At 73.0% G+C, this 21,714-nt stretch carries 10 protein-coding genes and 1 pseudogene; 9 read left to right on the top strand and 2 right to left on the bottom strand.

All coding sequences use genetic code 11. The features are described 5' to 3' along the window. Positions 1 to 1,095: 1,095 nt before the first annotated feature. Positions 1,096 to 2,091: a helix-turn-helix domain-containing protein gene (locus ACIQGQ_RS32765; protein WP_402402903.1), complete on the top strand. Its 996-nt coding sequence runs from the start codon at positions 1,096 to 1,098 to the stop codon at positions 2,089 to 2,091. Positions 2,092 to 2,176: 85 nt separating this feature from the next. On the opposite strand, the gene ACIQGQ_RS32770 is transcribed toward ACIQGQ_RS32765, so the two are convergent. Further along, entirely contained in the window at positions 2,177 to 11,026 is an 8,850-nt protein-coding gene (locus ACIQGQ_RS32770) for an amino acid adenylation domain-containing protein (RefSeq protein ID WP_402402906.1), read from the bottom strand. 375 nt (positions 11,027 to 11,401) lie between these two features. On the opposite strand from ACIQGQ_RS32770, the gene ACIQGQ_RS32775 reads away from it, so the two are divergent. The 8 genes and pseudogenes from ACIQGQ_RS32775 to ACIQGQ_RS32810 all read left to right on the top strand — a co-directional run. Further along, positions 11,402 to 11,872 carry a cobalamin B12-binding domain-containing protein gene (locus ACIQGQ_RS32775; protein ID WP_402402909.1) on the top strand — a complete coding sequence of 157 codons (471 nt, stop codon included), beginning with the start codon at positions 11,402 to 11,404 and terminating at the stop codon, positions 11,870 to 11,872. Continuing rightward, positions 11,859 to 13,145, top strand: a complete 1,287-nt coding sequence (locus ACIQGQ_RS32780; RefSeq protein WP_402402911.1) for a methylaspartate mutase — start codon at positions 11,859 to 11,861, stop codon at positions 13,143 to 13,145. The genes ACIQGQ_RS32775 and ACIQGQ_RS32780 overlap by 14 nt, the downstream gene beginning before the upstream one ends. 97 nt (positions 13,146 to 13,242) lie before the next feature. Next, positions 13,243 to 14,244: an asparagine synthetase A gene (locus ACIQGQ_RS32785; RefSeq protein ID WP_402402914.1), complete on the top strand. Its 1,002-nt coding sequence runs from the start codon at positions 13,243 to 13,245 to the stop codon at positions 14,242 to 14,244. Beyond that, entirely contained in the window at positions 14,241 to 15,467 is a 1,227-nt protein-coding gene (locus tag ACIQGQ_RS32790) for a glutamate synthase-related protein (protein WP_402402916.1), read from the top strand. Before ACIQGQ_RS32785 ends, ACIQGQ_RS32790 begins: the two co-directional genes overlap by 4 nt. Further along, entirely contained in the window at positions 15,464 to 16,411 is a 948-nt protein-coding gene (sbnA, locus tag ACIQGQ_RS32795; RefSeq protein ID WP_402402919.1) for a 2,3-diaminopropionate biosynthesis protein SbnA, read from the top strand. Before ACIQGQ_RS32790 ends, sbnA begins: the two co-directional genes overlap by 4 nt. Positions 16,412 to 16,436: 25 nt before the next feature. Then, on the top strand, positions 16,437 to 17,444 hold the full coding sequence (sbnB, locus tag ACIQGQ_RS32800; RefSeq protein WP_402402922.1) for a 2,3-diaminopropionate biosynthesis protein SbnB: 1,008 nt from the start codon (positions 16,437 to 16,439) through the stop codon (positions 17,442 to 17,444). A gap of 491 nt (positions 17,445 to 17,935) precedes the next feature. Continuing rightward, on the top strand, positions 17,936 to 19,288 hold the full coding sequence (locus ACIQGQ_RS32805) for an MFS transporter (protein ID WP_402402940.1): 1,353 nt from the start codon (positions 17,936 to 17,938) through the stop codon (positions 19,286 to 19,288). A gap of 95 nt (positions 19,289 to 19,383) precedes the next feature. Beyond that, positions 19,384 to 19,908, top strand: a pseudogene (locus ACIQGQ_RS32810) (transposase); the annotation flags it as partial. Positions 19,909 to 20,172: 264 nt separating this feature from the next. Here ACIQGQ_RS32810 and ACIQGQ_RS32815 read toward each other — a convergent pair. Beyond that, a partial coding sequence (locus ACIQGQ_RS32815; RefSeq protein WP_402402925.1) for an alpha/beta fold hydrolase occupies positions 20,173 to 21,714 on the bottom strand: 1,542 nt, incomplete at its 5' end.

The raw sequence follows: 21,714 nt of genomic DNA on the forward strand, positions 1-21,714 counted from the left end.
TGGTGGAGGCGGCCCCCGGCCCACCTGCCCGCGTAGGTGTCACGGCGGCCGGAGCGGCCGCGGTCCCCCTCCGTCCCGGCGTTCCGCCCGGCGATGCCGCCGGATTCCGGCGTCCCCACGCGGGCGGGAGCAGCGGCCCCTGCCCGCCGACCGGTCCGGCCGGCGCCTCCCGTCACCCGTCCGTTCCGCGCCGGTCGGCCGCCCGTACGACACGGCGGGCCGTGGCCTCCTCGCGTTCGCGGCCGATCACGGCGGCCGACGGAGCCTGATCCGATCCCGCCTTCGAGGAGAACTGGCGCTTCCGGGTGGGGCCGCGCTCCACGCCCGGTGCCGGGGGAGCTGTTCCGTACCGCCCGCGGATCTCCGTCCGCCCCTCCCCAGGCCCTCCCCCGCCCACCGGGAGGTACCCGCCTTCCGGCCCGGCACCTGGTGCCTTCCGCGGCCGGAGCTTCCCGGCGCCGAAACACCTGACAGGACGGCCGCACGGCCTGGATCCGACGGGCCGGGCCCCTTATGGGGGACCGTCCCCCACTATCTTCGGCGCCCCGGCCGGTGGGGGCGGAGGGGACCCGGCTGCCGCCCGGCCCGGCAGGTGTCCCCGGGGCGTGCACGGCGCGCCGTGGGAGGAATGAGGCCGCGCTCACCCGGACGACGCGGCACGGCCCGTGCGCCGCAACCCCTTCGCCGTACGGCCCGCCGGGCACGGCCACACGTGGTGCACGACCGGCTGACGTGCCGTCCGGCCGGGAGCCGCCACGGCCAACGCGGCTCCGTCCGATGGCGCCCGGCCGTGGGAACAAAGGGCGAGGCACCGGCTGCCCGTAGTCGGGAGGCGGTGCGCTCCGGCCGCCGGACACCGGTCTCCGTGTCCGGGATCCGTCCGCAGAAGGCCGCAGCGCCCGCCCCCGTGTACCGGTGGCCCGAAGGAACTTGGGGGATCACCCCGCATCCGCCGCCGTCACGGCACCCGTTCTACTGGTGTCCGGCCGGCGGCTCCCCCGGTGACGCCCCGGGAGAACACCCCGCCGGTCCGAACTCGACCCGTGTCCCACAGCCAACAGGTGCCGTACGACAAGACATACAGGAGCGCACGACATGCGGACCTCTCTGGGTATCGACTCCGTCGCACGGAGTGTGTACATCTCGATGGTCGACCGGCCCGGCGCGGAGGTGGCGGAACTGGCCTCGCGACTGGAGGAGACCGAGGAAACGGTCCGGGGCGGACTGGAGCGGCTGTCCGCGCAGCTGCTCATCGTCCCGGGAGAATCCGCCAGCGGCTGGCGGCCGGTCGATCCGGAGGTCGGGCTGGCGGCGATACTCACCTGGCAGCAGGACGAACTGGCCCGCCACCGGCTCCAGGTGGAGGGCAGCCGGCTGGAGGTGACGCGGCTGCTGTCGGAACGCGGGCAAGACGGCCGGGAGAGCGTTCCGGACGTGAAGTGGCTGGCCGGGGCGGACGCCGTGTGGCAGCACATCACCTCTCTCGCCGACGCGTGCGCGCAGGAGTGGCTGACCGTCGGGCCGGTCGAGCGGCCCGACGCGGCGGCCTTCGAGGCCGGTCACTCGCTGCACGAGATCCTGCGGCGGCGCGGCACACCCGCCCGCGCGATCGTGCTGGAGAGCGTCCGCAACGACCCGGAGGCGACGGAGCGGCTGCGCCGGAGCGAGGAGTGCGGCGGCGCCGTCCGCACCCTGCCGTCGCTGCCCGTGTGGATGATCGTCTCCGACCGCAGGCACGCCGTCGTGCCGGTCACCAGCGGCCAGCGGGTGGTCGGCGCGATGGCGTGCGGCGTCGAGTCGGTCACGGAGGCCTTCGCGACCCTGTTCGCCCGGCTGTGGAAGGAGGCCCTGCCGCTCGCCGAGGCCCGCCCCCGCACCAGTGGCAATCTCTCCCTCCAGGAACAGCATGTGCTCCTGCTGTGGGCGCAGGGGCTGACGGACGCGGCGGCGGCGCGGCGGATGGACGTCTCGGTGCGCACGGTGCGGCGGCTCTCGGAGAAGCTGACCGACCGGTTCGGCGCCCGGAGCCGGTTCCAGCTCGGCGCCCTGGCGCTCGCCAGCGGCGGCATCCGCGCCGAGGACATGGCCTGACCGGTCCGGTCCGGCGCACCGGGCCGGGCAGGGGCCGGATCCCGTCGCCGGGGTCCGGCCTCTGCCCGTCGCGGCACTCGGCAGGTCACCCGGCAGGTGCGAACTGCGCGGTGATCGCCGCCATCATCAGGTCGGCGATGCCCTGGGCGAGCTGCGCCGGGGTGGGGAGTTCGAACACGGCGCGTACCGGCACGTCCACCCGGAGCGCCTTCCGCAGTCGGGAGGCCACCTGCGTGGCGAGCAGCGAGTGACCGCCCAGCTGGAAGAAGTTGTCGTGCACGCCGACGCGTTCGATGCCCAGCAGCTCCTGCCAGACGGTGGTGACCGCCCGCTCGACGGCGTTGCGCGGTGCCGTGTACTCCTCTCCCAGGTCCGGCCGCTGGTGGTCGGGCACCGGAAGGGCCTTCCGGTCCACCTTGCCGTTGGGGGTCAGCGGGAGGCGCTCCAGTGTGACGAACGCCGCCGGGATCATGTGGTCGGGCAGGAACCGTCCCAGATGGGCGTGGAGGTCGGCGGTGGTCGGCGCGTCCGTGCCGGTGACCACGAGGTAGGCGACGAGCCGTTTGTCGTCGGGCGTGTCCTCGCGGACGATCACCGTGACCTCGCCGATGCCGGGGTGGGTCAGCAGGGTCGACTCGATCTCGCCGAGCTCGATGCGGTTGCCGCGGATCTTCACCTGGTTGTCGATCCGCCCGAGGAATTCGAGCTCCCCGTCCGCCCGCCACCGCACCAGGTCGCCGGTGCGGTAGACCCGGGTGCTCACTCCTTCGGCCTCGTACGGGACGAACTTCTCCTCGGTCAGTTCCGGCCTGCCCCGGTAGCCCCGGGCCACCGGGACGCCGCCGATGAGGAGTTCGCCGGGTACGCCGACGGGCAGCGGCCGGCCGTGCTGGTCCACGACGAACGCCCGGGTGTTGGCGACGGGCCGGCCGATCGGCGGGACCACGTCGCCGGGTTCGACCTCCGTCGAGGTGACGATGACCGTGGCCTCGGTGGGCCCGTAGTTGTTGATCACGCGGAACGGCAGCCGTGCCCGGGGCGGCATCCGCAGCCGGTCGCCGCCGGTCAGCACGTAGTCGAGGGCGCAGTCCGCCTCCCACGGCAGTGCCGCCAGGGCCTCCAGCATCGGTGTGGACAGGAACGTGGTGTGGACGGCCTGTTCGCACAGCCAGTCCCGCAGCAGGTGGGGGCTGAGCCGGACGGTCTCGGTGGTGACGCAGCAGGTCGCGCCGCCGATCAGGCCGAGCCACAGTTCCCACGCCGCCGGATCGAAGCCGATCCCGGCCATCAGCGCGATCCGCTGCCCGGGTGCCAGCCCGTACTCCCGCAGCGTCCAGTGGACCAGGTTGACCAGGCTGCGGTGCTCCACCTCGACGCCCTTGGGGCGGCCGGTGGAACCGCTGGTGTAGATCAGGTAGGCGAGATCGTGCGGGGCGGCGACGGGCAGGGGGTCGGTGTCCGGCTCGTCGGCCAGGGTCGTGGTGTCCTCGTCGAGCAGCAGCAGCGGTACGTCGGAGGGCAGCCGGCCGGTGTGCGCGGAGCCGGTGAGGACGACCGGGGTCGCGGTGTCCCGCACCATGTACGCCAGCCGCTCCGCCGGGTACTCCGGGTCCATCGGCACGTACGGCGCGCCCGCCTTGAGGACGCCCAGCACGGCCGTCACCAGGTCGGGGCCGCGCTCCAGGCAGACCGCGACCGGCATGTCCGGCCGCACTCCGTACCGGGTCCGCAGATGGTGGGCGATCCGGTTGGCGCGCGCGTTCAGCTGTCCGTACGTCAGTGTGCCCCGCGGTCCCTCCACGGCGACCGTGTCCGGCTGCCGCGCCGCGCGCTCCTCGAACAGCCCGTGGAGTGTGGCGGTGTCCGGGAAGGGTGCCTCGGTGCGGTTCCACTCGACCACCGTGCGCCGTCCCTCCTCGGCGGTGAGCAGGGAGAGCCGGGACAGCCGTGCCCCGGGCTCGCGGGCCACCGTCTCCAGCAGGGTCCCCAGGTGGCCGGCCATCCGGGCGACCGTGTCCCGTTCGAAGAGATCCGTACGGTACTCCAGGGTGCCGCGCAGTCCGCCGTCCGCACTCTCGGAGATCATCAGGGTCAGGTCGAACTTGGCGTCCGGGAGTGTGACCGCGAGCGGCTCGACGTCCAGTCCCGGGAGGCTCCAGCCGTCCTCGTCCGGGGTGTTCTGGAACACGAACATCGTCTGGAAGAGGGGGTTGCGGGACGGGTCGCGGTCGGGGGCGAGTTCCTCGACGAGGCGTTCGAAGGGCAGGTCCTGGTGGTCGTACGCACCGAGCGCGGTCTCCTTCACCCGGTCCAGGAGTTCCGTGAACGCCGGATCGCCGGAGAGGTCCGTCCGCAGGACGAGCGTGTTGACGAAGAAACCGATCAGCTCCTCCGTCTCCGCCCGGTTCCGACCGGCGACCGGACTGCCCACCGCGATGTCGTCCTGGCGGGAGTACTTGACCAGCAGCACCTGGAAGGCGGCGAGCAGGACCATGTACAGGCTCGCGGTGCCGCTCCTGGCGGCCTCCCGCAGTCCGGCGGCCACGGCCGCGCCCACCTCGAACGTCACGGTGTCGCCGCCTCCGGGGCGCCCCGCCGGGCGGCGGTGGTCGGTGGGCAGTTCGAGGGGTTCCACCCCGGCGAGCCGCTCCCGCCAGTACGCCAGCTGTTCCTCCAGCACATCAGTGGTGTACTTCTGCCGCTGCCAGACGGAGAAGTCGGCGTACTGCACCGGAAGCCAGGTGTCCTCGGGCACGGTGCCTGCCGTCGCCGCCCGGTAGCCTTCCCGCAGTTCGCGCGCCATGACCGGCTCCGACCACCCGTCGCAGGCGATGTGATGCACGGTCAGCAGGAGGTGTGCCTCCTCGTCGGCCAGCCGTACCAGATGGGAGCGGAGCAGCGGTCCGGCCGCCAGGTCGAACGGCCGGGCGGCCTCCTCGCGGGCGAACTCCCGTGCTGCTTCCTGCCGTTCCCCGGGGTCGGCCAGGTGCCGCAGGTCGTGGACGGTCGTGCGTACCGGCGCCGGGAGGTCGACGATCTGTGCCGGTTCGCCGTCGTCGTCGGCGACGTACCTCGTCCGCAGGATCTCGTGGCGTGCCACCAGGCGGGTCAGCGCGGTGTCGAGGGCGCCCGTGTCGAGCGCACCGCTGACGCGCAGCGCGAAGGGCACGGCGTACTCGGCGCGTCCGGGTTCCAGCTGGTCGAGGAACCACAGCCGCCGCTGGGCGAAGCTCAGCGGCAGCGGCCCGCCGGTACGGTCGGCCGGCCCGATGCGGTCCGCGCCGGCCGGCCCGTCGGCGGCGAGCTCTTCCACGGTGGCGGCGAGCCCGGCGACGGTGGGGGTCGCGAACAGTTCCCGCACCGGCACCTCCACGCCCAGGACGTCCCGCAGCCGTGACGTGACCTGGGTGGCGAGCAGGGAGTGGCCGCCGAGCGCGAAGAAGTCGTCGTCCACCCCGGTGACCTCGGCGCCCAGCACCTGGGACCAGGCCGCCGCGATCGCCCGTTCGACCGGGGTGCGGGGGGCCGGGCCGCGTGCCTCGGACGCGCGGGGTTCGGGCGCGGGCAGCTCCCGCCGGTCCACCTTGCCGTTCGGGGTCAGCGGCAGCCGCTCCAGCGTCACGAAGGCGGACGGCACCATGAAGTCGGGCAGTTCCCGGCGGAGCCGTCCGCGCAGTGTCTCGCCGCGCACCGTGGTGCCCGCCGACGGGACGACGTACGCGACGAGCCGCCTGTCGCCGGGGGTGTCCTCGCGGACGACGACGGTGGCCGCGGCAACGTCGGGGCCGGTCAGCAGCACGGCCTCGATCTCGCCGGGCTCGATGCGGTGCCCGCGCAGCTTCACCTGGTCGTCCAGGCGCCCCAGGAACTCCAGCTGCCCGTCGGCCAGCCAGCGCACCCGGTCCCCGGTGCGGTAGACGCGGCGCGGCGTGCCGTCGACGTCGACGGTCACGAACCGCTCCGCCGTCCGGTCCCGCTGTCCCCGGTACCCGCGTGCCAGCCCGCCGCCGCCGACGAGGAGTTCACCCGGAACCCCGGTCGGCACCGGACGGCCGTGCCGGTCCACCACGTAGACGAAGGTGCCGGGGACCGGGCGGCCGATCGGCGGGACGGCGGTGCCGGTGACGACCTCGGCCGAGGTCGTCACCACCGTCGACTCGGTCGGTCCGTAGTTGTTGACGACGCGGAAGGGCAGGTGCAGCCCGGCCGGGAGGCGCAGTGCGTCACCGCCGGTCAGCACGTGCTCCAGGGAGGTCGGCTCCGACCAGTCGAGCGCGGCCAGCGCCTCCAGTACCGGTGTGGAGACGAAGGTGCCCGTGATCCGTCGCTCGTTGAGCCAGCGCTGGAGCAGCGCCGGTGTCAGCCGCACCGCCTCGTCGGGTACGCAGACGGTGGCGCCGGTCGCCAGGGCGGGCCACAGCTCCCACGCGGACGCGTCGAACCCGACCCCGGCCAGCAGCGCGACCCGTCGTCCGGGAGCGGCGCCGAAGGTGTCCGCCGTCCAGCGGACCAGGCCGGCCAGGCTGTGGTGCTCGATCTCGACGCCCTTGGGGCGGCCGGTGGAGCCGCTGGTGTAGATGACGTACGCCAGGTCGCCGGGGGACGCCGCAGGTTCCGGGTCGTGGGCCGGCAGGTCGGCGAGGGAGGGCCAGTCCCGGTCGGTGAGGAACCGGCCGGGGCCGTCCGGCAGCCGGGCGGACCGGGCGCCGTCGGTGACCACGAGCCCGGCCCGCGCATCCGTGATCATGTGGGCGAGCCGGTCGGCGGGGTGCTCGGGGTCCAGCGGGAGGTAGGCGGCGCCGGACTTGAGTACGGCGAGCAGTGCGGTGATCTGTTCGGGGCCGCGCTCCAGGCACACGGCGACCACGGCCCCGGGACCGGCCCCGCGCAGACGCAGGTGGCGGGCGAGCCGGTTGGCCCGGGTGTTCAGCTCCCGGTAGGTCGTTCCTCCGCCGGACGAGAGCACGGCCGTCGTGTCCGGGTGCAGGGCGGCGCACTCCTCGACGAGCCGGTGCACGGTCTCCCCGGCCCCGGTCCCGACCGCCGTGGCGGACGCCGTCCCGCTCCATTCGGTCAGTACCCGGTGCCGCTCGGCCCCGGTCAGCACCTCCAGCTCGGACAGGCGGCGCTCCGGTCCGGCGACCGCCGAACGCAGCAGTGTGGCGAAGTGTCCGGCCAGCCGCTCGGCCGTGTCCGGGGCGAACAGGTCGAGGGCGAAGACCAGGTCCCCGTCGAGCGATCCGTCGGGCCGCTCGGTGAGGATCAGGGACAGGTCGAACTTGGCCTCCTCCTCGCGGACGGGGAACGGATCCACCTCCGCTCCGGGCAGCCGCCAGGCATGGCCGTCCGGGGTGTTCTGGAGGGCGAACATCGTCTGGAAGAGGGGGTTGCGGGAGAGGTCGCGGTCGGGGGCGAGTTCCTCGACGAGGCGTTCGAAGGGCAGGTCCTGGTGGTCGTACGCACCGAGCGCGGTCTCCTTCACCCGGTCCAGCAGTTCCGTGAACGCCGGATCCCCCGAGAGGTCCGTCCGCAGGACGAGCGTGTTGACGAAGAAACCGATCAGCTCCTCCGTCTCCGCCCGGTTCCGACCGGCGACCGGACTGCCCACCGCGATGTCGTCCTGGCCGCTGTACTTGGCCATCAGCAGCTGGAACACCGCGAGCAGCGACATGAACAGGCTCGCTCCCTGTCCGGCCGCCAGCCGCCGGGCCGCCGCGACGACACCGGCGGGGACCGAGAAGGACACCGTGCCTCCCCGGCCTGACCGCTGGGCCGGCCGGCGGTGGTCGGTCGGGAGTTCCAGCGGACGTACTTCGGCGAGCCGCTCCCGCCAGTACGCCGACTGCCCCGCGAGCGCCGGTCCGTCCAGCACCTCGCGCTGCCAGCTCGCGAAGTCCGCGTACTGGAGGCCGAGGGGGGCCGGGGCGCCCGGCCGGCCGGCCACCGCCGCTCCGTACAGTTCGCCCAGCTCGCGGGCGAGGATCCCCTCCGACCAGCCGTCGGAGACGATGTGGTGGACCGTGAGCAGCAGCAGCCACTCCTTGTCGGCCACCCGAACCGCCTTCGCCCGGAGCAGCGGCCCGGCGGCCAGGTCGAACGGTTCTCCGGCCGCCTCGCGCAGCATCTCGCGCGCGGCGTCGGTGCCGAGGTGCCGGGCGTCGTGGACGTCCACCGCCACCTCGCGCACGGCGTCGACGACCTGGAACGGGCGTCCCGCGGCGTCCGCGACGAACCGGGTCCGCAGGATCTCGTGCGCGGCGGTCAGGGCCGTCAGCGCGTCGCCGAACGCGTCCGGCGCGAACTCCCCCCGGACCCGGAGCCCCACGGGGATCGTGTACTCGGCCCGGCCCGACGCCAACTGATCCAGGAACCAGAGGCGTTGCTGCGCGAAGGAGAGCGGCAGGACGCCCGTCCGGTCCGCGCTCGGGATCGCGGCGCGGGTGTCCGGCTCCAGCGCGTCCACGGCCGTCGCCAGCAGCGCCGGTGTCGGCGCGTCGAACAGCGTCCGGTAGGGGACGTCCACCCCGAGGTCGCGGCGCAGCCGGGAGGCGACCCGGGCGGCCAGCAGGGAGTGGCCGCCCAGTTCGAAGAAGTCGTCGTCCGCGCCGACCTCGTCGACGCCCAGCAGCTCGGCCCAGACGGCGGCGACCGCCCGTTGCGTGGGGGTACGCGGTGCGGCGAACGCGGCGGAGAGGTCGGGGCGGTGGCTCTCGGGTGCGGGCAGTGCCCGCCGGTCGACCTTGCCGTTCGGGGTGAGCGGCAGCCGCTCCAGCACGACGTACCGGGCGGGCAGCATGTGCTCGGGCAGCTCGCGGGCCAGTGCGGCACGCAGCCCGGCCACGGCCACGGCGGTGCCGCCGGCCGGCACCAGGTAGGCCACCAGGCGTCTGTCGCCCGGGGCGTCCTCGCGGACCACGACCGTGGCGGCCGCGACGGCCGGCCGGGAGAGCAGGGCGTTCTCGATCTCGCCGAGCTCCACCCGGTGCCCGCGCAGCTTGACCTGGTCGTCCATGCGGCCCAGGTAGACCAGGCGCCCGTCCGGCAGCCACTTCACCAGGTCGCCGGTGCGGTAGAGGCGGGCCCCGGGGTCGTCCGAGAAGGGGTGCGGCACGAACCGTCGCGCCGTCAGATCGGGTCGGCCCAGATAGCCGAGGGCCACGTTGACCCCGCCGATCAGCAGCTCGCCGGGGACTCCGACCGGCTGGATCTCGCCGTGCGCCCCGACCACGTACACCTCGGTGTTGTCGATCGCCCGGCCCATCGGCACATGGTCCGCCGCCGGGTCCACCGATGTCGTCCGGGCGACCACGTTGCCGACGGTCGCCTCGGTCGGGCCGTACTCGTTGACGATCGCGGTGTCGCCGGTGCCCAGGGCCAGTACCCGGTACGCCAGCGCCGGAGTCAGGTCCTCGCCGCCCGCGACGACAGTGGCGATGCCGTGCCGGGCGCCGTCCTGCTCCAGCCGGGCGGTCAGCAGCTCCAGGTGCGAGGGCGTCGCCTTCAGGAAGCTGACCGGGACACCGGTCGCGACGATGTCCATGGCCGCGTCGAACACGCTCTGCCCCGGCCCCGGCTCCGGTACGACGAGGCACAGCCCCTGCACCAGTGGCAGGAACAGCGCGGTCACCGTCAGATCGAAGGCCGCCGACGAGCACAGCAGGGAGCCGATGCAGGCACCGGGGGCCGGGGGGTAGTTCCGGTCGCACCAGTGCAGGTAGTTGACGACGCCCCGGTGTGCGACGCGCACGCCCTTGGGACGGCCCGTCGAACCCGAGGTGTAGATGACGTACGCCACGTCGTCCGGGCCCGCGGCGGCGAGCGGGGTGGTGCCGGGGCCGGACGGCCACTCCCGGTCGGCCCGGAGCAGCGCGGTGTCCGGGGCGAAGAGGTCCGCGTGCGCGGAGTCCGTCACCACCACCGGTGCGGCGCTGTCCTCGACCATGTACCGCAGCCGCTCGGCCGGGTAGGCGGGGTCCAGCGGCACGTAGGCGGCGCCCGACTTGAGGACGCCGAGCAGCGCGCACACCAGGTCGGGGCCGTGGTCCAGGCAGACCGCGACCAGTGAGCCGGGGCCGATGCCCCGTTCCGCCAGGTGGTGTGCGAGCCCCTCGGCCCGCTCGTCCAGTTCCCGGTGGGTCAGCCGCTGTCCGCCGTGCTCCAGGGCGACCGCGTCGGGCCGGCGCACGGCCTGTTCCGCCACCAGCCGGTGGACGGTCGCGGTGTCGGGGAACGCGGAGCGCCGTCCGTTCCACTCGGTCAGGATGCGGTGCCGTTCCGGCTCCGTCAGCATGTCCAGCGCGCTGAGCGGCTTGCCGGGCGTGCCGGCGGCGGAACGCGCAAGCGTCGTGAGATGGCCCGCCATCCGCTCCGCGGTGGCGCGTTCGAAGAGATCGGTCCGGTAGCCGAGGACGCCGCTTCGTCCCCCGTCCTCGGCGACGAGGTCCAGCGTGATGTGCGCGTGGGGCGGGAACGCGACGGGCCCCTGGTCGGCGGTGCGCCACGCGAACCACGCCACCGTGGTGCCGGTCGCACCGGAGGGTACCGGGCCGCGGGCGGCGGCGTCCGCCATGCCCCGCGCGGCATGGGCCAGGGCCTCGGTGAACGCCGGATCGCCGGCCGCGCCGCGCACCACGGCCGCCATGTCCGCCGCGTCCGTGTCCCGCGTACCGTCCGCCACCACCGCGACCGGGACGTCGCCCCGGCCCGCGTGCCGCGCCAGCAGTGTGTGGAACACCGTCAGCAGGACGGCGGGGAGTTCCACTCCCCGGTCGCGGGCCAGCGCGGCCAGCGCGTCGGCGGTGCGGGCGGGCACGTCGAACGGGACCCGGTCCATGGGACCCGGTCCGTCCTCCGACGGCCTGTGGTCCAGCGGCAGTTCCAGCGGCTCGATGCCCGCCAGTGCGTGCCGCCACTCCCCCAGCTGGTGATCAGCCACCGTTCTCTCCCCATCGTCAGGACGTCGTCAGCGGTACAAGCGGTTCACGGGCGGCACGTCGTACGGCGTGCGGCGAGGGCAGGGGCGGAGTCCTCCGGGCGGGCCGGGGAGGGTGCTGCCGGCAAAACCGCGGCCACCGGCGTCGAACGTCCGCGACGAGCAGGCTAGGAGGCCCGGACGCGCGACCCCAGTGGACAGAAGTGACGCCTCCGGGGGTGGTCACAACTGCCCAGTGCCGCTCCCGATCACCGCTGGCCACGATGGACGGCGTCGCGTCAACGCACCGCCCGGACGCCCCAGGAGGGCGATGTCACGGGTATCCGGCCCGATCTCAGCGGTCGTGGCCCATCACGGTTTCGAGAGGAAGATCCGGTCGTGTACCCGCATCGCCAGCCCCCGGACAGCCCGCGCCACGCGGTCCTGACCACCATCGCCTCGGACTCGCACACCTGGAACCTGCTCTTCCTGCAGCTCCTGCTGGAGGAACAGGGCTGGGAGGTCACCAATCTCGGCGCGTGCGTCCCGGTCGATGTGCTGATCGAGGAGGTCTCGGCCCGTACGCCCGGCCTCGTCGTCGTCAGTACGGTGAACGGGCACGGTGCCGAGGAGGCCCCGGGGCTGGCCCGCGCGGTGCGCGCCGTACCGGCGCTGGCCGGGGTGCCGCTGGTCGTCGGCGGCAAGCTGGACACCTCGGGCACGCTCGCCCCGGAGGTCCATACCGCGCTCACCGACGCCGGCTTCGACGCCGTCCTGACCGGCCCGAACGCGGTCCCCGGGCTGCTCGCCCTGCTCGACGCCCTGCCCCAGCACCGGCCCGGAAAGCCGCACGCCGATGTCGTCCGCTGAACCGGCTCCCACCGGTGGCGCCTTCCACCGTTTCATGGCCGACCCCGCCCGCACCGGCGGCCTCGTCGTGCAGCCGCGCATGGGCTTCGCCGACCCCGCCAGGATGCGCGCCGGTCTGGTCGCCACCCGGGGTGCCGACGCCACCACCGTCGGCACCCTCACCCTGGACAGCTTCACCCGCGTCGGCGACTACGCGGCCGCCGCCCGTGCCGTCGCCCAGGGCCACCACCTCAACGGCTATCCGCTGGTCAGCATGGCCGTCGAGACCACCACCGGTCTTCTCGACGGCGTCCACGGCCCCGGCTTCCCCGTCCAGGTGCGGCACGGCTCCGCGCAGCCCGGCCGGATCGTCGAATCGCTCGTCGCCGCCGGGCTCGACGCCACCGAGGGCGGCCCCGTCTCCTACTGCCTGCCCTACGGCCGCACCCCGCTGGCCACGTCGATCCGGGCCTGGGCCGACGCGTGCCGCAGCCTCGCCGCGCTGCGCGAGGCCGGTACCGAACCGCATCTGGAGACCTTCGGCGGCTGCATGCTGGGCCAGCTCTGCCCGCCGTCCCTGCTCGTCGCCCTCTCCGTCCTGGAGGCCGTGTTCTTCCGCCGGCACGGCCTGCGCAGCGTCTCCCTCAGCTACGCCCAGCAGACCGACCGCGAACAGGACGAGGAGGCCCTCCACGCCCTGCGCGCCCTCGCCGCCGACCATCTCCCGGACGTCTCCTGGCACGTGGTCGTCTACACGTACATGGGCGTCTACCCGGAGACCTGGGACGGTGCGCTGCGGCTGGTGGCGGACGCCGCCCGGCTCGCCGTGCGCACCGGCGCGACCCGGCTCATCGTCAAGACACCGGCGGAGTCGGCCCGTATCCCCACCGTCGAGGAGAACGTCGTCGCGCTGGAGACCGCCGCCGCGGCCGCCCGGACCACGCGGCCGGCCGCTCCGCCCCCGTCCACCGGCATCGAGGCGGAGGCCCGCTCCCTCGTCGAGGCCGTCCTGCACCTGCACGACGACATCGGCCAGGCCCTGGTCCGCGCCTTCGCCCACGGCTATCTCGACGTCCCCTTCTGCCTGCACCCCGACAACGCGGGGCGCACCCGCAGCTTCATCTCCGACCGCGGTCGGCTGGAGTGGTCCCGCACCGGGTCGCTCCCGCTCGGCCGGCCCACCGCCGCACGGCCGTCCGGGCGGCTGACCTCGTCCGGACTGCTGCAGGCGCTCAACCATGTCAGGAACCGCTACGACGTCCCCGCCGCCGCCCGCCTCGACAGGGCGAGCTGATCCGAGCGGCCCCCGCCCCGGCGCCCCTCCGCCACCAATGGCGGGTGCCCCGGCCCGGCAACGACAGGAACAGGACACGACAGACATGACACTCCAGATGGATCACCCGTCAACCTCCGGGGCCCCCGCGCTGCCCACGCCGTTGGAGCACCTGCGCGACCCGCGCACCCGGGCGGCGCTGCGCGTCCAGCAGGCGCTCGTGGCCGGTGCCCGTTCCTTCCTGCGCTCCGACGGGGCCGTGGAGATGGCCCACCCGGTCATCGGCCCCGTCACCGACCCCGGCTCGCGCGGCGCCAAGCAGGTGGACGTCGACTACTACGGCCACCGCTACAAGCTGATGACCAGCGCGATCCTGTACAAGCAGGCGTCGCTGCTGGCCTTCGACCGCATCTTCCTCGTCGCGCCCAACGTCCGCCTCGAACCCGTCGAGACCAGCGGCACCCACCGCCACCTCACCGAGTTCCGGCAGATCGACGTCGAGTACGCGGGCGCCGGCCGGGACGACGCCATGGGCGTCGCCGAACAGCTGGTGCGCCACGCCGTGACCGCCGTCGTCGACGAGTGCGGCGACGACCTCGCCGTCCTCGGCCGCGACCCGGAGACCCTGCGCCGCCACGTGGCCCGGCCGTTCGCCCGGGTCCCGCACAGTGAGGTCGTCGACGGTCTGCGCCGCGACGGGTACCCGCAGGCCGCGGGTACCGAGATCGAGTGGGAGGCCGAGGAGCGGATCTCCCTCCGGGCCGACGCCCCGTTCTTCGTCGTCGGCTACCCCAAGGGCTCCCGCGGCTTCTACGACAAGGAGAGCCCGGACGAGCCCGGCACCCTGCTCAACTTCGACCTCATCGCCCCCGAGGGCTGCGGCGAACTGTGCAGCGGCAGCGAACGCGAGTACGACTACGCGGCCCTGGTCACCCGGATGCGTGAAACCGGTGAGAACCCCGCCAAGTACGCCTGGTACCTGGACGTCGCCCGGCACGGCATCCCCAGCAGTGCCGGCTTCGGCATCGGCCTGGAGCGCCTGACCCGCTGGGTCACCGGCCTGGACTCCGTCTGGCGGACCACGGCCTTCCCGAAGATCGCGGGGGTCGTGTCACCGTGACCCAGCTGGCTGCCCCCGGCCTGCCCGAGGAATCCATCCGCACCCGGGCCCGTGACGGCGCCGCCGCCGTCTTCCCGCCTGCGGACCACTACGGCACCGCGGTCTTCGGCGCCGACCCCGAATCCGGCGGCGACGAGATCGACCGGCTGCGCCTGGCCCCGCCCGTCTTCATGCCGGGCCGCCTGGCCAAGCTCATCGACCTCGGCCGCGAACCCCTCTACTCCGACGTCGTTCTCGACACCGCGCTCGGCGGATTCACCGCCCCGCTGCCGGTCTACGTGTCGGCGCTCGGCTCCACCCGCGTCACCGGCACCGGGCTCGCCCTGAGCCGCCAGGCCGGACGGCTCGGCATCCCCATGGTCATCGGCGAGAACGTCGCCCCCATGAACGGCTTCCGCTCCAGCGGCGACGACCACTGCAAGGGCCTGCTGGAACGCGTCCAGGCGTACTGCGAGGAGCTCCCCGACGGTGTGGGCGGCATCTGCGTCCAGCAGAGCACCGAGGACGCCGACTCCGAGGTCTGGAACCAGGTCTACAGCGAACCCGCCGTCACCGGCCTCCTGACCACCGGCCGCCTCGGCTTCGAGCTCAAGACCGGCCAGGGCGCCAAGCCCGGCCTCGGCGGCCTCACCATGATCAGTGAGGCGGTCGCGGCCGACCTCGCCGGACAGTACGCCGTCGAGCGGCTGGGCCCCGGCACCTCATCGGTCCTGCGCTGCGCGAGCCCGGGCACCTTCACCAACGAGATCTTCCGCCGGCAGATCCAGCTCATGCGCAACAACTACCCGCGCGCCCGCTGCTGGGTGAAGCTCTTCCCGGGCCGCGACGTCGGCCGGGCCGCCACCGTCGCCTGGGACGCCGGTGCCGACGCCGTCACCGTCGACGGTGCCGAGGGCGGCACCGGCTGGGCCCCGACCGGCTTCCTCGGCCACGTCGGGCTGCCGCTCGCCGAATGCCTGCGCCGCGTCGACCCCGCAGGCCGCACCCTCCTCGCCAGCGGACGGGTCTGGGACGGCCTCCGCGCCGTGAAACTGCTCGCCCTCGGCGCCCGTGCCGTCGGCCTCGGCCGCGCCGCGCTGATCGCCGCCGACGAGGACCCCGAGCACGGCCTCGAACGCCTGCTGGACGCCATGGCCCTGGAACTGCGCATGGCCGTCAGCGCACTGGGCCGTTACGCGGCGGAGGAGACCGGCCCCGAAGACCTCTGGGAGCCCCGGTCATGATCTACGAGCACACCTATGAGATGGTCACCGACGACCTCTTCGTCCTGCTGCCCCGCATGGTGCCCGGTTCGGACCTCTTCCTGAAGATCGAGGGCCTCAACCCGGCCGGCTCGGTCAAGCTGAAGACCGCGCTGAGTCTCGTCGAGGACGCAGAGCACCGCGGCGTCCTCGCACCGGGTGCCCGCGTCATCGAGTCCTCGTCCGGGAACCTCGGCATCGCCCTCAGCTCGATCTGCGCCACCAAGGGCTACCACTTCACCTGCGTCGTCGACCCGAACACCAACGCCACGAGCATCGACCACATGCGCGCCCTGGGCGCCGAGGTGGTCGTCGTCGACACCGTCGACGCCAACGGCGGCTTCCTCCAGTCCCGCATCGCCCACATCCGGCGCCGCGTCGAGGCGGACCCGGCCGTGGTCTGGCTCAACCAGTACGCCAACCCGGCCAATCCGCGCGCCCATTACGAACAGACCGCGCGCACCCTGCTCAAGACGGTCCAGCATCTCGACTACCTGTTCATCGGTGTCGGATCCACCGGCACCTTCGTCGGCTGCGCGCAGTACCTGCGCGAGTTCTCGCCGCACACCCGGATCGTCGCCGTCGACGCCCTCGGCTCCGTCCTCTTCGGCGGCGCGCCCGGCCCTCGGCACATCCCCGGGCTGGGCGCCAGCCGCGTCCCCGAACTCTTCGAACCCGGCCTCGCCGACGACGTGGTGCTGGTCGCCGAGAAGGACGCCGTACGCGAGTGCCGGCTGCTCGCGCGCACCCACGGCCTGCTCACCGGCGGCTCGACCGGCTCGGTCCTGGCCGCCGTACGCCGCCGCGCCGACACCATCCCGGCCGGATCCCGCGTCGCCGCGATCTCCCCGGACCTCGGCGAGCGCTACCTCGGCACGGTCTACAACAACGACTGGGTCGAGCGGAACTTCGGCGCCCTCACCTGAACCCGCCCGCGAAAGGCAACCACCGATGTCAGCCTTCCACGTCATCGACGGCTCCGTCGCCCAGGACGTCATCGGCTCCGCGCCGTCGGACGTCCTGGACATCGTGCGGGAGACATACCTCCAGCACAGCCACGGGGCCACCGTGAACCCCAACAGCTACTTCCTGCGCTTCCCGCACGATCCCGGCGCCCGGATCATCGCACTCCCCGCCCACCTCGGCGGCGACACACCGGTCTCCGGCCTCAAGTGGATCGCGAGCTACCCGCAGAACGTGGACCAGAACCTGCCGCGCGCCTCCGCCGTCCTCCTGCTGAACGACGCCACGACCGGCTACCCGTTCGCCTGCCTGGAGGCGTCCGGCATCAGCGCCGCCCGCACCGCGGCGTCCGCCGCGCTCGCCGTGGAGACCCTCGCCGACGGCGACGGCCCGAAGACCGTTCTCTTCGTCGGCGCCGGCGTCATCGCCCGGACCGTCTCCGACTTCCTCGCGGCACGCACCACCGAGGTCCGCGAGTGCCTGGTCCACGACCACGTCGACGCGTACGCCGAGACCTTCGCCGCGTACGCCGCCGACACCCACGGCTGGCAGGCCCGCGCCGTGGACCGGATCGACGAGGCCCTGGCCGCCGCCGACCTGATCGTCCTCGCCACCACCGCTCCGGAACCCTGGCTGACGGACCGGCAGACCCTCCGGCCCGGCCAGCTCATCCTGAACCTGTCCCTGCGCGACATCCACCCCACCGTCATGATCAAGTGCCACAACGTCCTGGACGACCTGGACCACTGCCTCACCGCGCGGACCTCACCCCATCTGACGGAGCTGGAGTACGGCACACGCGACTTCATCGACGGCACACTGGCCGACGTGCTGCGCGGCGATGTGACCCTGGCCCATGACCGCCCCACCGTCTTCTCTCCGTTCGGCCTCGGCGTCCTCGACCTGGCCGTCGGCCACCACATCTACCGGACCGCCCTGCGCACCGGGCGAGCCACCGAGATACCGGGCTTCTTCCCGGAGCTGAAGCGCTGGTGAACCGGGCGGCCCCGGCCGCGACACCCGAAACCCCGGCCCCACGGCCCCGGCGCACGCACGGCGGGACCAGGGGGCCGGGGCAGGGTCCTGCCGGGATCCGTTTAAGAGATCGCGCGGACAGGTGCGCTCCGCGGCGACAAACTTCCCGTGCCCAGAGCGCTCCGTGGAACGGGAACGGGCCTACGAGTGAAGGGACGAGGCGTCAGGCAGGTTTCTGCGCCGGGTGTCTCCGCCCTGGTAGCGTTCACGGCATGTCTGCTGCTTCGTGTGCGGCCTCTTGCGCCGCAGTGACCAGGACGTCCCGCTAGCGGCGGGACGTTCCACTCACACACTCCTCCTGGACGTCCAGTCGCTTCGTGATCAGACCGGAGCGGCACGTTTGTGCTGCTCGGAACTTCTTCTGAGCGACGGAGCACCCGATGCTTCCAGGCATCCTTTCTTCCTGCGGGCACAGCCCGTCCCCGGCACGCGCATGGCTGGTGCTGTGCGCGGTGTCCATGCTGCAGTTCTTCATTGCGGTCGACGTGACCGTGGTCAACATCGCCCTGCCCTCGATCGGTGCCGACTTCGACATCGACGGACACTCCCTGACCTGGGTCGTGGTCGGGTACACGGTCGCCGGTGGTGGGCTGCTGATGCTCGGTGGCCGGCTGGGCGACCTGCTCGGGCGGCGGCGCGTGCTGCTGCTCGGCACCGGCCTGTTCGGCGCAGCGTCGCTGCTGGCGGGCCTGGCCCCCACGTTCTCCCTGCTGGTGGTCGCGCGCCTGTTGCAGGGCGCCGGTGAGGCCATCGCGCTGCCCGCCGCCATGGCCACCATCGTCCTGATGTTCCCCGAAGGTCCGCGCCGGTCGCGGGCCCTGGGCGTGTGGGCGGCGGTGGCGAGCTGCGGTCTCGTGCTCGGATTCGTCCTGTCCGGAATCGTCACTGCCCACCTCGGGTGGCGGTGGATCTTCCTGCTCTCGGTCCCGTTCGTCCTGATCGTGCTGCTGGCCGCTGTCCTCCTGGTCGAGGGGGACCGGCCCGTGGCCGAGGACGCCCCGCGGCTGGACCTTCCCGGCGCGCTGTTGCTGACCGCCTGCCCGCTGCTGTTCATCTTCGGCGTGGTCGAGGCCGGTGCGCCCGGAATGCCCGCATGGGTGGTCCTGGGGGCGCTGGCCGGGGCGGTGGCCGCCGGGGCCGGGTTCGTGCGCGTCGAGGCGCGCTCGCGCAACCCGCTGCTGCCGCTGCGCTTCTTCGCCAACCGCACGCGTGTGGCGGCCAACCTGGCCACGATGCTGCTGAGCGGGGCACTGTCGACCTCGTTCCTGCTGTTCACCTTCTATCTGCAGGACCGGCTGAGCATCGGCCCGTTGGGCGCGGGTCTGATGATGCTGCCTCTGGCCCTCTCGCTGATCGTGTTCTCCATGCTCGTGCCCCGCCTGCTGGGCCGGTGGGGAGCACGCGCGTGCGTGCTCGCCGGCATCGGGTTCACCGCGGCTGCGATGGCCGCTGTCGCGGCCATCGCGGCCCTGCGGGCAGGCGGCATGACGATGATTCCGCCCATGCTCCTGATCGCGGCCGGGATGGGGGTCGGCATCGTGGGGCTCCAGTACCTCGCGGTCAGCGGCGTCACCGAGGACGACGCCGGGACCGCCTCGGGCATCCAGCGCGCGGCTGACCAACTGGGCGGTGCGACCGGGGTGGCAATCTGCGTCGGGACCGGGTTCGCCCCGTCCTTGCACTCCTTCGATCCGTTCCTGGTGGCCACCCTGCTGGCCGTCATGGGGCTCGTGACCGGCGCGGTCGTGGCCTGGCGCATGCCCGCGCCCGCTCCCGCAGCGGACCTGCAGGAACAGGCCGGGTGACTTTCACCCGCAGGGGTGTGCCGCCCCGACTGCCAGGGCGGCACACCTCTGCGGGACTTGCTGGTCAACGCCCTCTACGGCCGAGCAAGGGTCACGTGCCCGTCCTGCCCTCATCCATGACCAACCCGTTGTGGGACCAGTTCCAAGCCCTCCTGCCCAAGCGGGCAGTGGCCGCTCATCCATGGGGCTGCCACCGTCCCCCGCATCCCCGACCGGGTCGTGTTCGCAGGCTCCTGGCCCGCCTCGTGCTCGGAGGCGCCTACCAGCAGCATGCCGACCACACCTGCTCGGCAACCACGATGAGAGCTTGGCGCCTCGACCTTGAGAACCTCGTGGTGGACGGTTGCATCGCGAAAGCCCCTGACGGCGGCCAGAGCGCGGGGCGCAGTCCGGTGGACCGAGGCAAGAGCGGCCTGAAGCGTTCGGTACTGGTCGACGGCGGGGGCTTGCCGTTGGGATAGGCCCTGGCCGGCGCAAACCGCAACGACTCGCCGCTGTTGCGCACCGCCCTGGAGACCCTTCGCCTGTTCGGGTTCCATCTGCCACCGTCGATCACAGTGCACCTGGACGCCGGCCACGACTCACAACCCACTCGGGCACTGCTGGAAGAGCTGAGCTGCGCCGGGCCTGGACGGCCTACCGGTGGGAGGCCCGCCCTGCCCGACGGCCCTGACCTACCCGTGCGACCTACAAGGTTCGTTCGAGGTCCTGCCAGGATCCGTCCGGGGCCCGTTCCAGGTTTTCCGGGGTCCGGGCGAAGCCCCTCGGCCCGGATCGCCGGGCATGCGGGAGGGCCGACGAGGAAGCCTCCAGGTGTCCTGCCACAACTGGCACGACACCCCGTCGGCTCCTCGCCGGCCCTGTACTGCGGCGGCGGTCCGTACTCAGATCCGCTGCAGATCCCGTTCCCCGACGACGGGACCGGTCGAAACCTCATGGCTCAACTCAGCTACCACAGCGTTCAGTTGTTCGGCGCCCCGGACCATCTCCATGTGCCGGCCCGGCATCGCCCGCTGGGCCAGTCCTGCCGGGTAGAGCCCGTGCCAGTGGGCGAGGTAGCGGGCCTCCGGCACCTCGTCGCCGCTGCCGTCGCGCACCGTGTCACTGACGAAGAGCGTCGCCCTGGCCGCCGAGCGACCGGGCCGGTAGGCGGCGAGCGAGCGCACCTCGGCCTCCAGCACCGCGTAGGGGAGCCACTCGTCGAGCGATACCAGGTTCTCGTCGAGGTTCATCTCCGGAGCGAGCTTACGCAACTCCCTTTCCGTTGCTGCTCGTTCGGCACCGCGCTCGTCCTGGCCGCGCCGCCACAGTTCGTCCACCCGGCGGTACACCTCGGCGTGGTGCTGGAAGCGCGCCCGCTGGTCGTCGCCGGTGACCGCCGGCTCCAGCAAGTACAGACCGGCCACGTCCTCCGGCGCCCGCTCCCCCATCGCATGGGCGATCACTGCACCGGTCGACCATCCGAGGAGGGTGCACGGACCCGTGGGCTGCACCCGGCGGATCTCCTGCCAGTACCGCTCCGCGATCGACTCGATGCCGACGAGCGGCGCCTCGCCCGCGTTCAGCCCCGGTGCCTGGACGCCGTACACGGTGAACCGGCCCGTAAGGCATCGCGCGAGGGCGCGGTACGGGTGGGTGCTGCCGCCGCCCGGATGTACGCAGAAGAGAACGGGCAGCTCCGGGTCCACCGCGGACGACAGGAGCACCACCAGCCCGGCCGACGCCGCCTGCGGGACATCCAGTGCGCCCGCCAGCTGGGCCACCGTCGGGTGCCGCACGAACTGCTGGAGGGCGACGTCGAGACCGGCTTCCCGCAGCCGGGAGACCGCCCGGACAGCGCTGATCGACTGTCCGCCGAGTTCGAAGAAGTTGTCGTGGATGCCGATGGTGTCGATGCCGAGGACGTCGGTCCAGACAGCGGTGATGGTCTCTTCCGTCGAGTTGCGGGGGGCGGTGTAGGCGGTACCGAGGTCGGGGCGGTGGTGGTCGGGGGCGGGCAGGGCCTTGGTGTCGACCTTCCCGTTCGGTGTGAGAGGCAGCTCGTCCAGGACGACATACGTGCTGGGGACCATGTACTCGGGGAGCTGCTGCTGGAGATGGGTGCGGAGATCACCGACACCGGGACCGTGCCCCGGGACGGGCACGACGTAGGCGACCAGGCGCTTGTCCCCCGGCGTGTCCTCGCGGGTGGTGACGGCAGCGGTGTGGACGTGGGGATGGGCGGTGAGAGCGGCCTCGATCTCACCGAGTTCGATCCGGTACCCCCGCAGCTTGACCTGGTTGTCGATCCGCCCGACGAACTCCAACGTCCCGTCCGCCCGCCACTTCACCAGATCCCCCGTCCGATACGTCCGCGGATCCGGCCACGGCGGCGTCAACGGATTCGGAACGAACCGCTCCTCGGTCAACTCCGGCCGATTGTGATA

It is taken from the genome of Streptomyces sp. NPDC092952 (genome assembly GCF_044754785.1).
GTDB lineage: Bacteria > Actinomycetota > Actinomycetes > Streptomycetales > Streptomycetaceae > Streptomyces.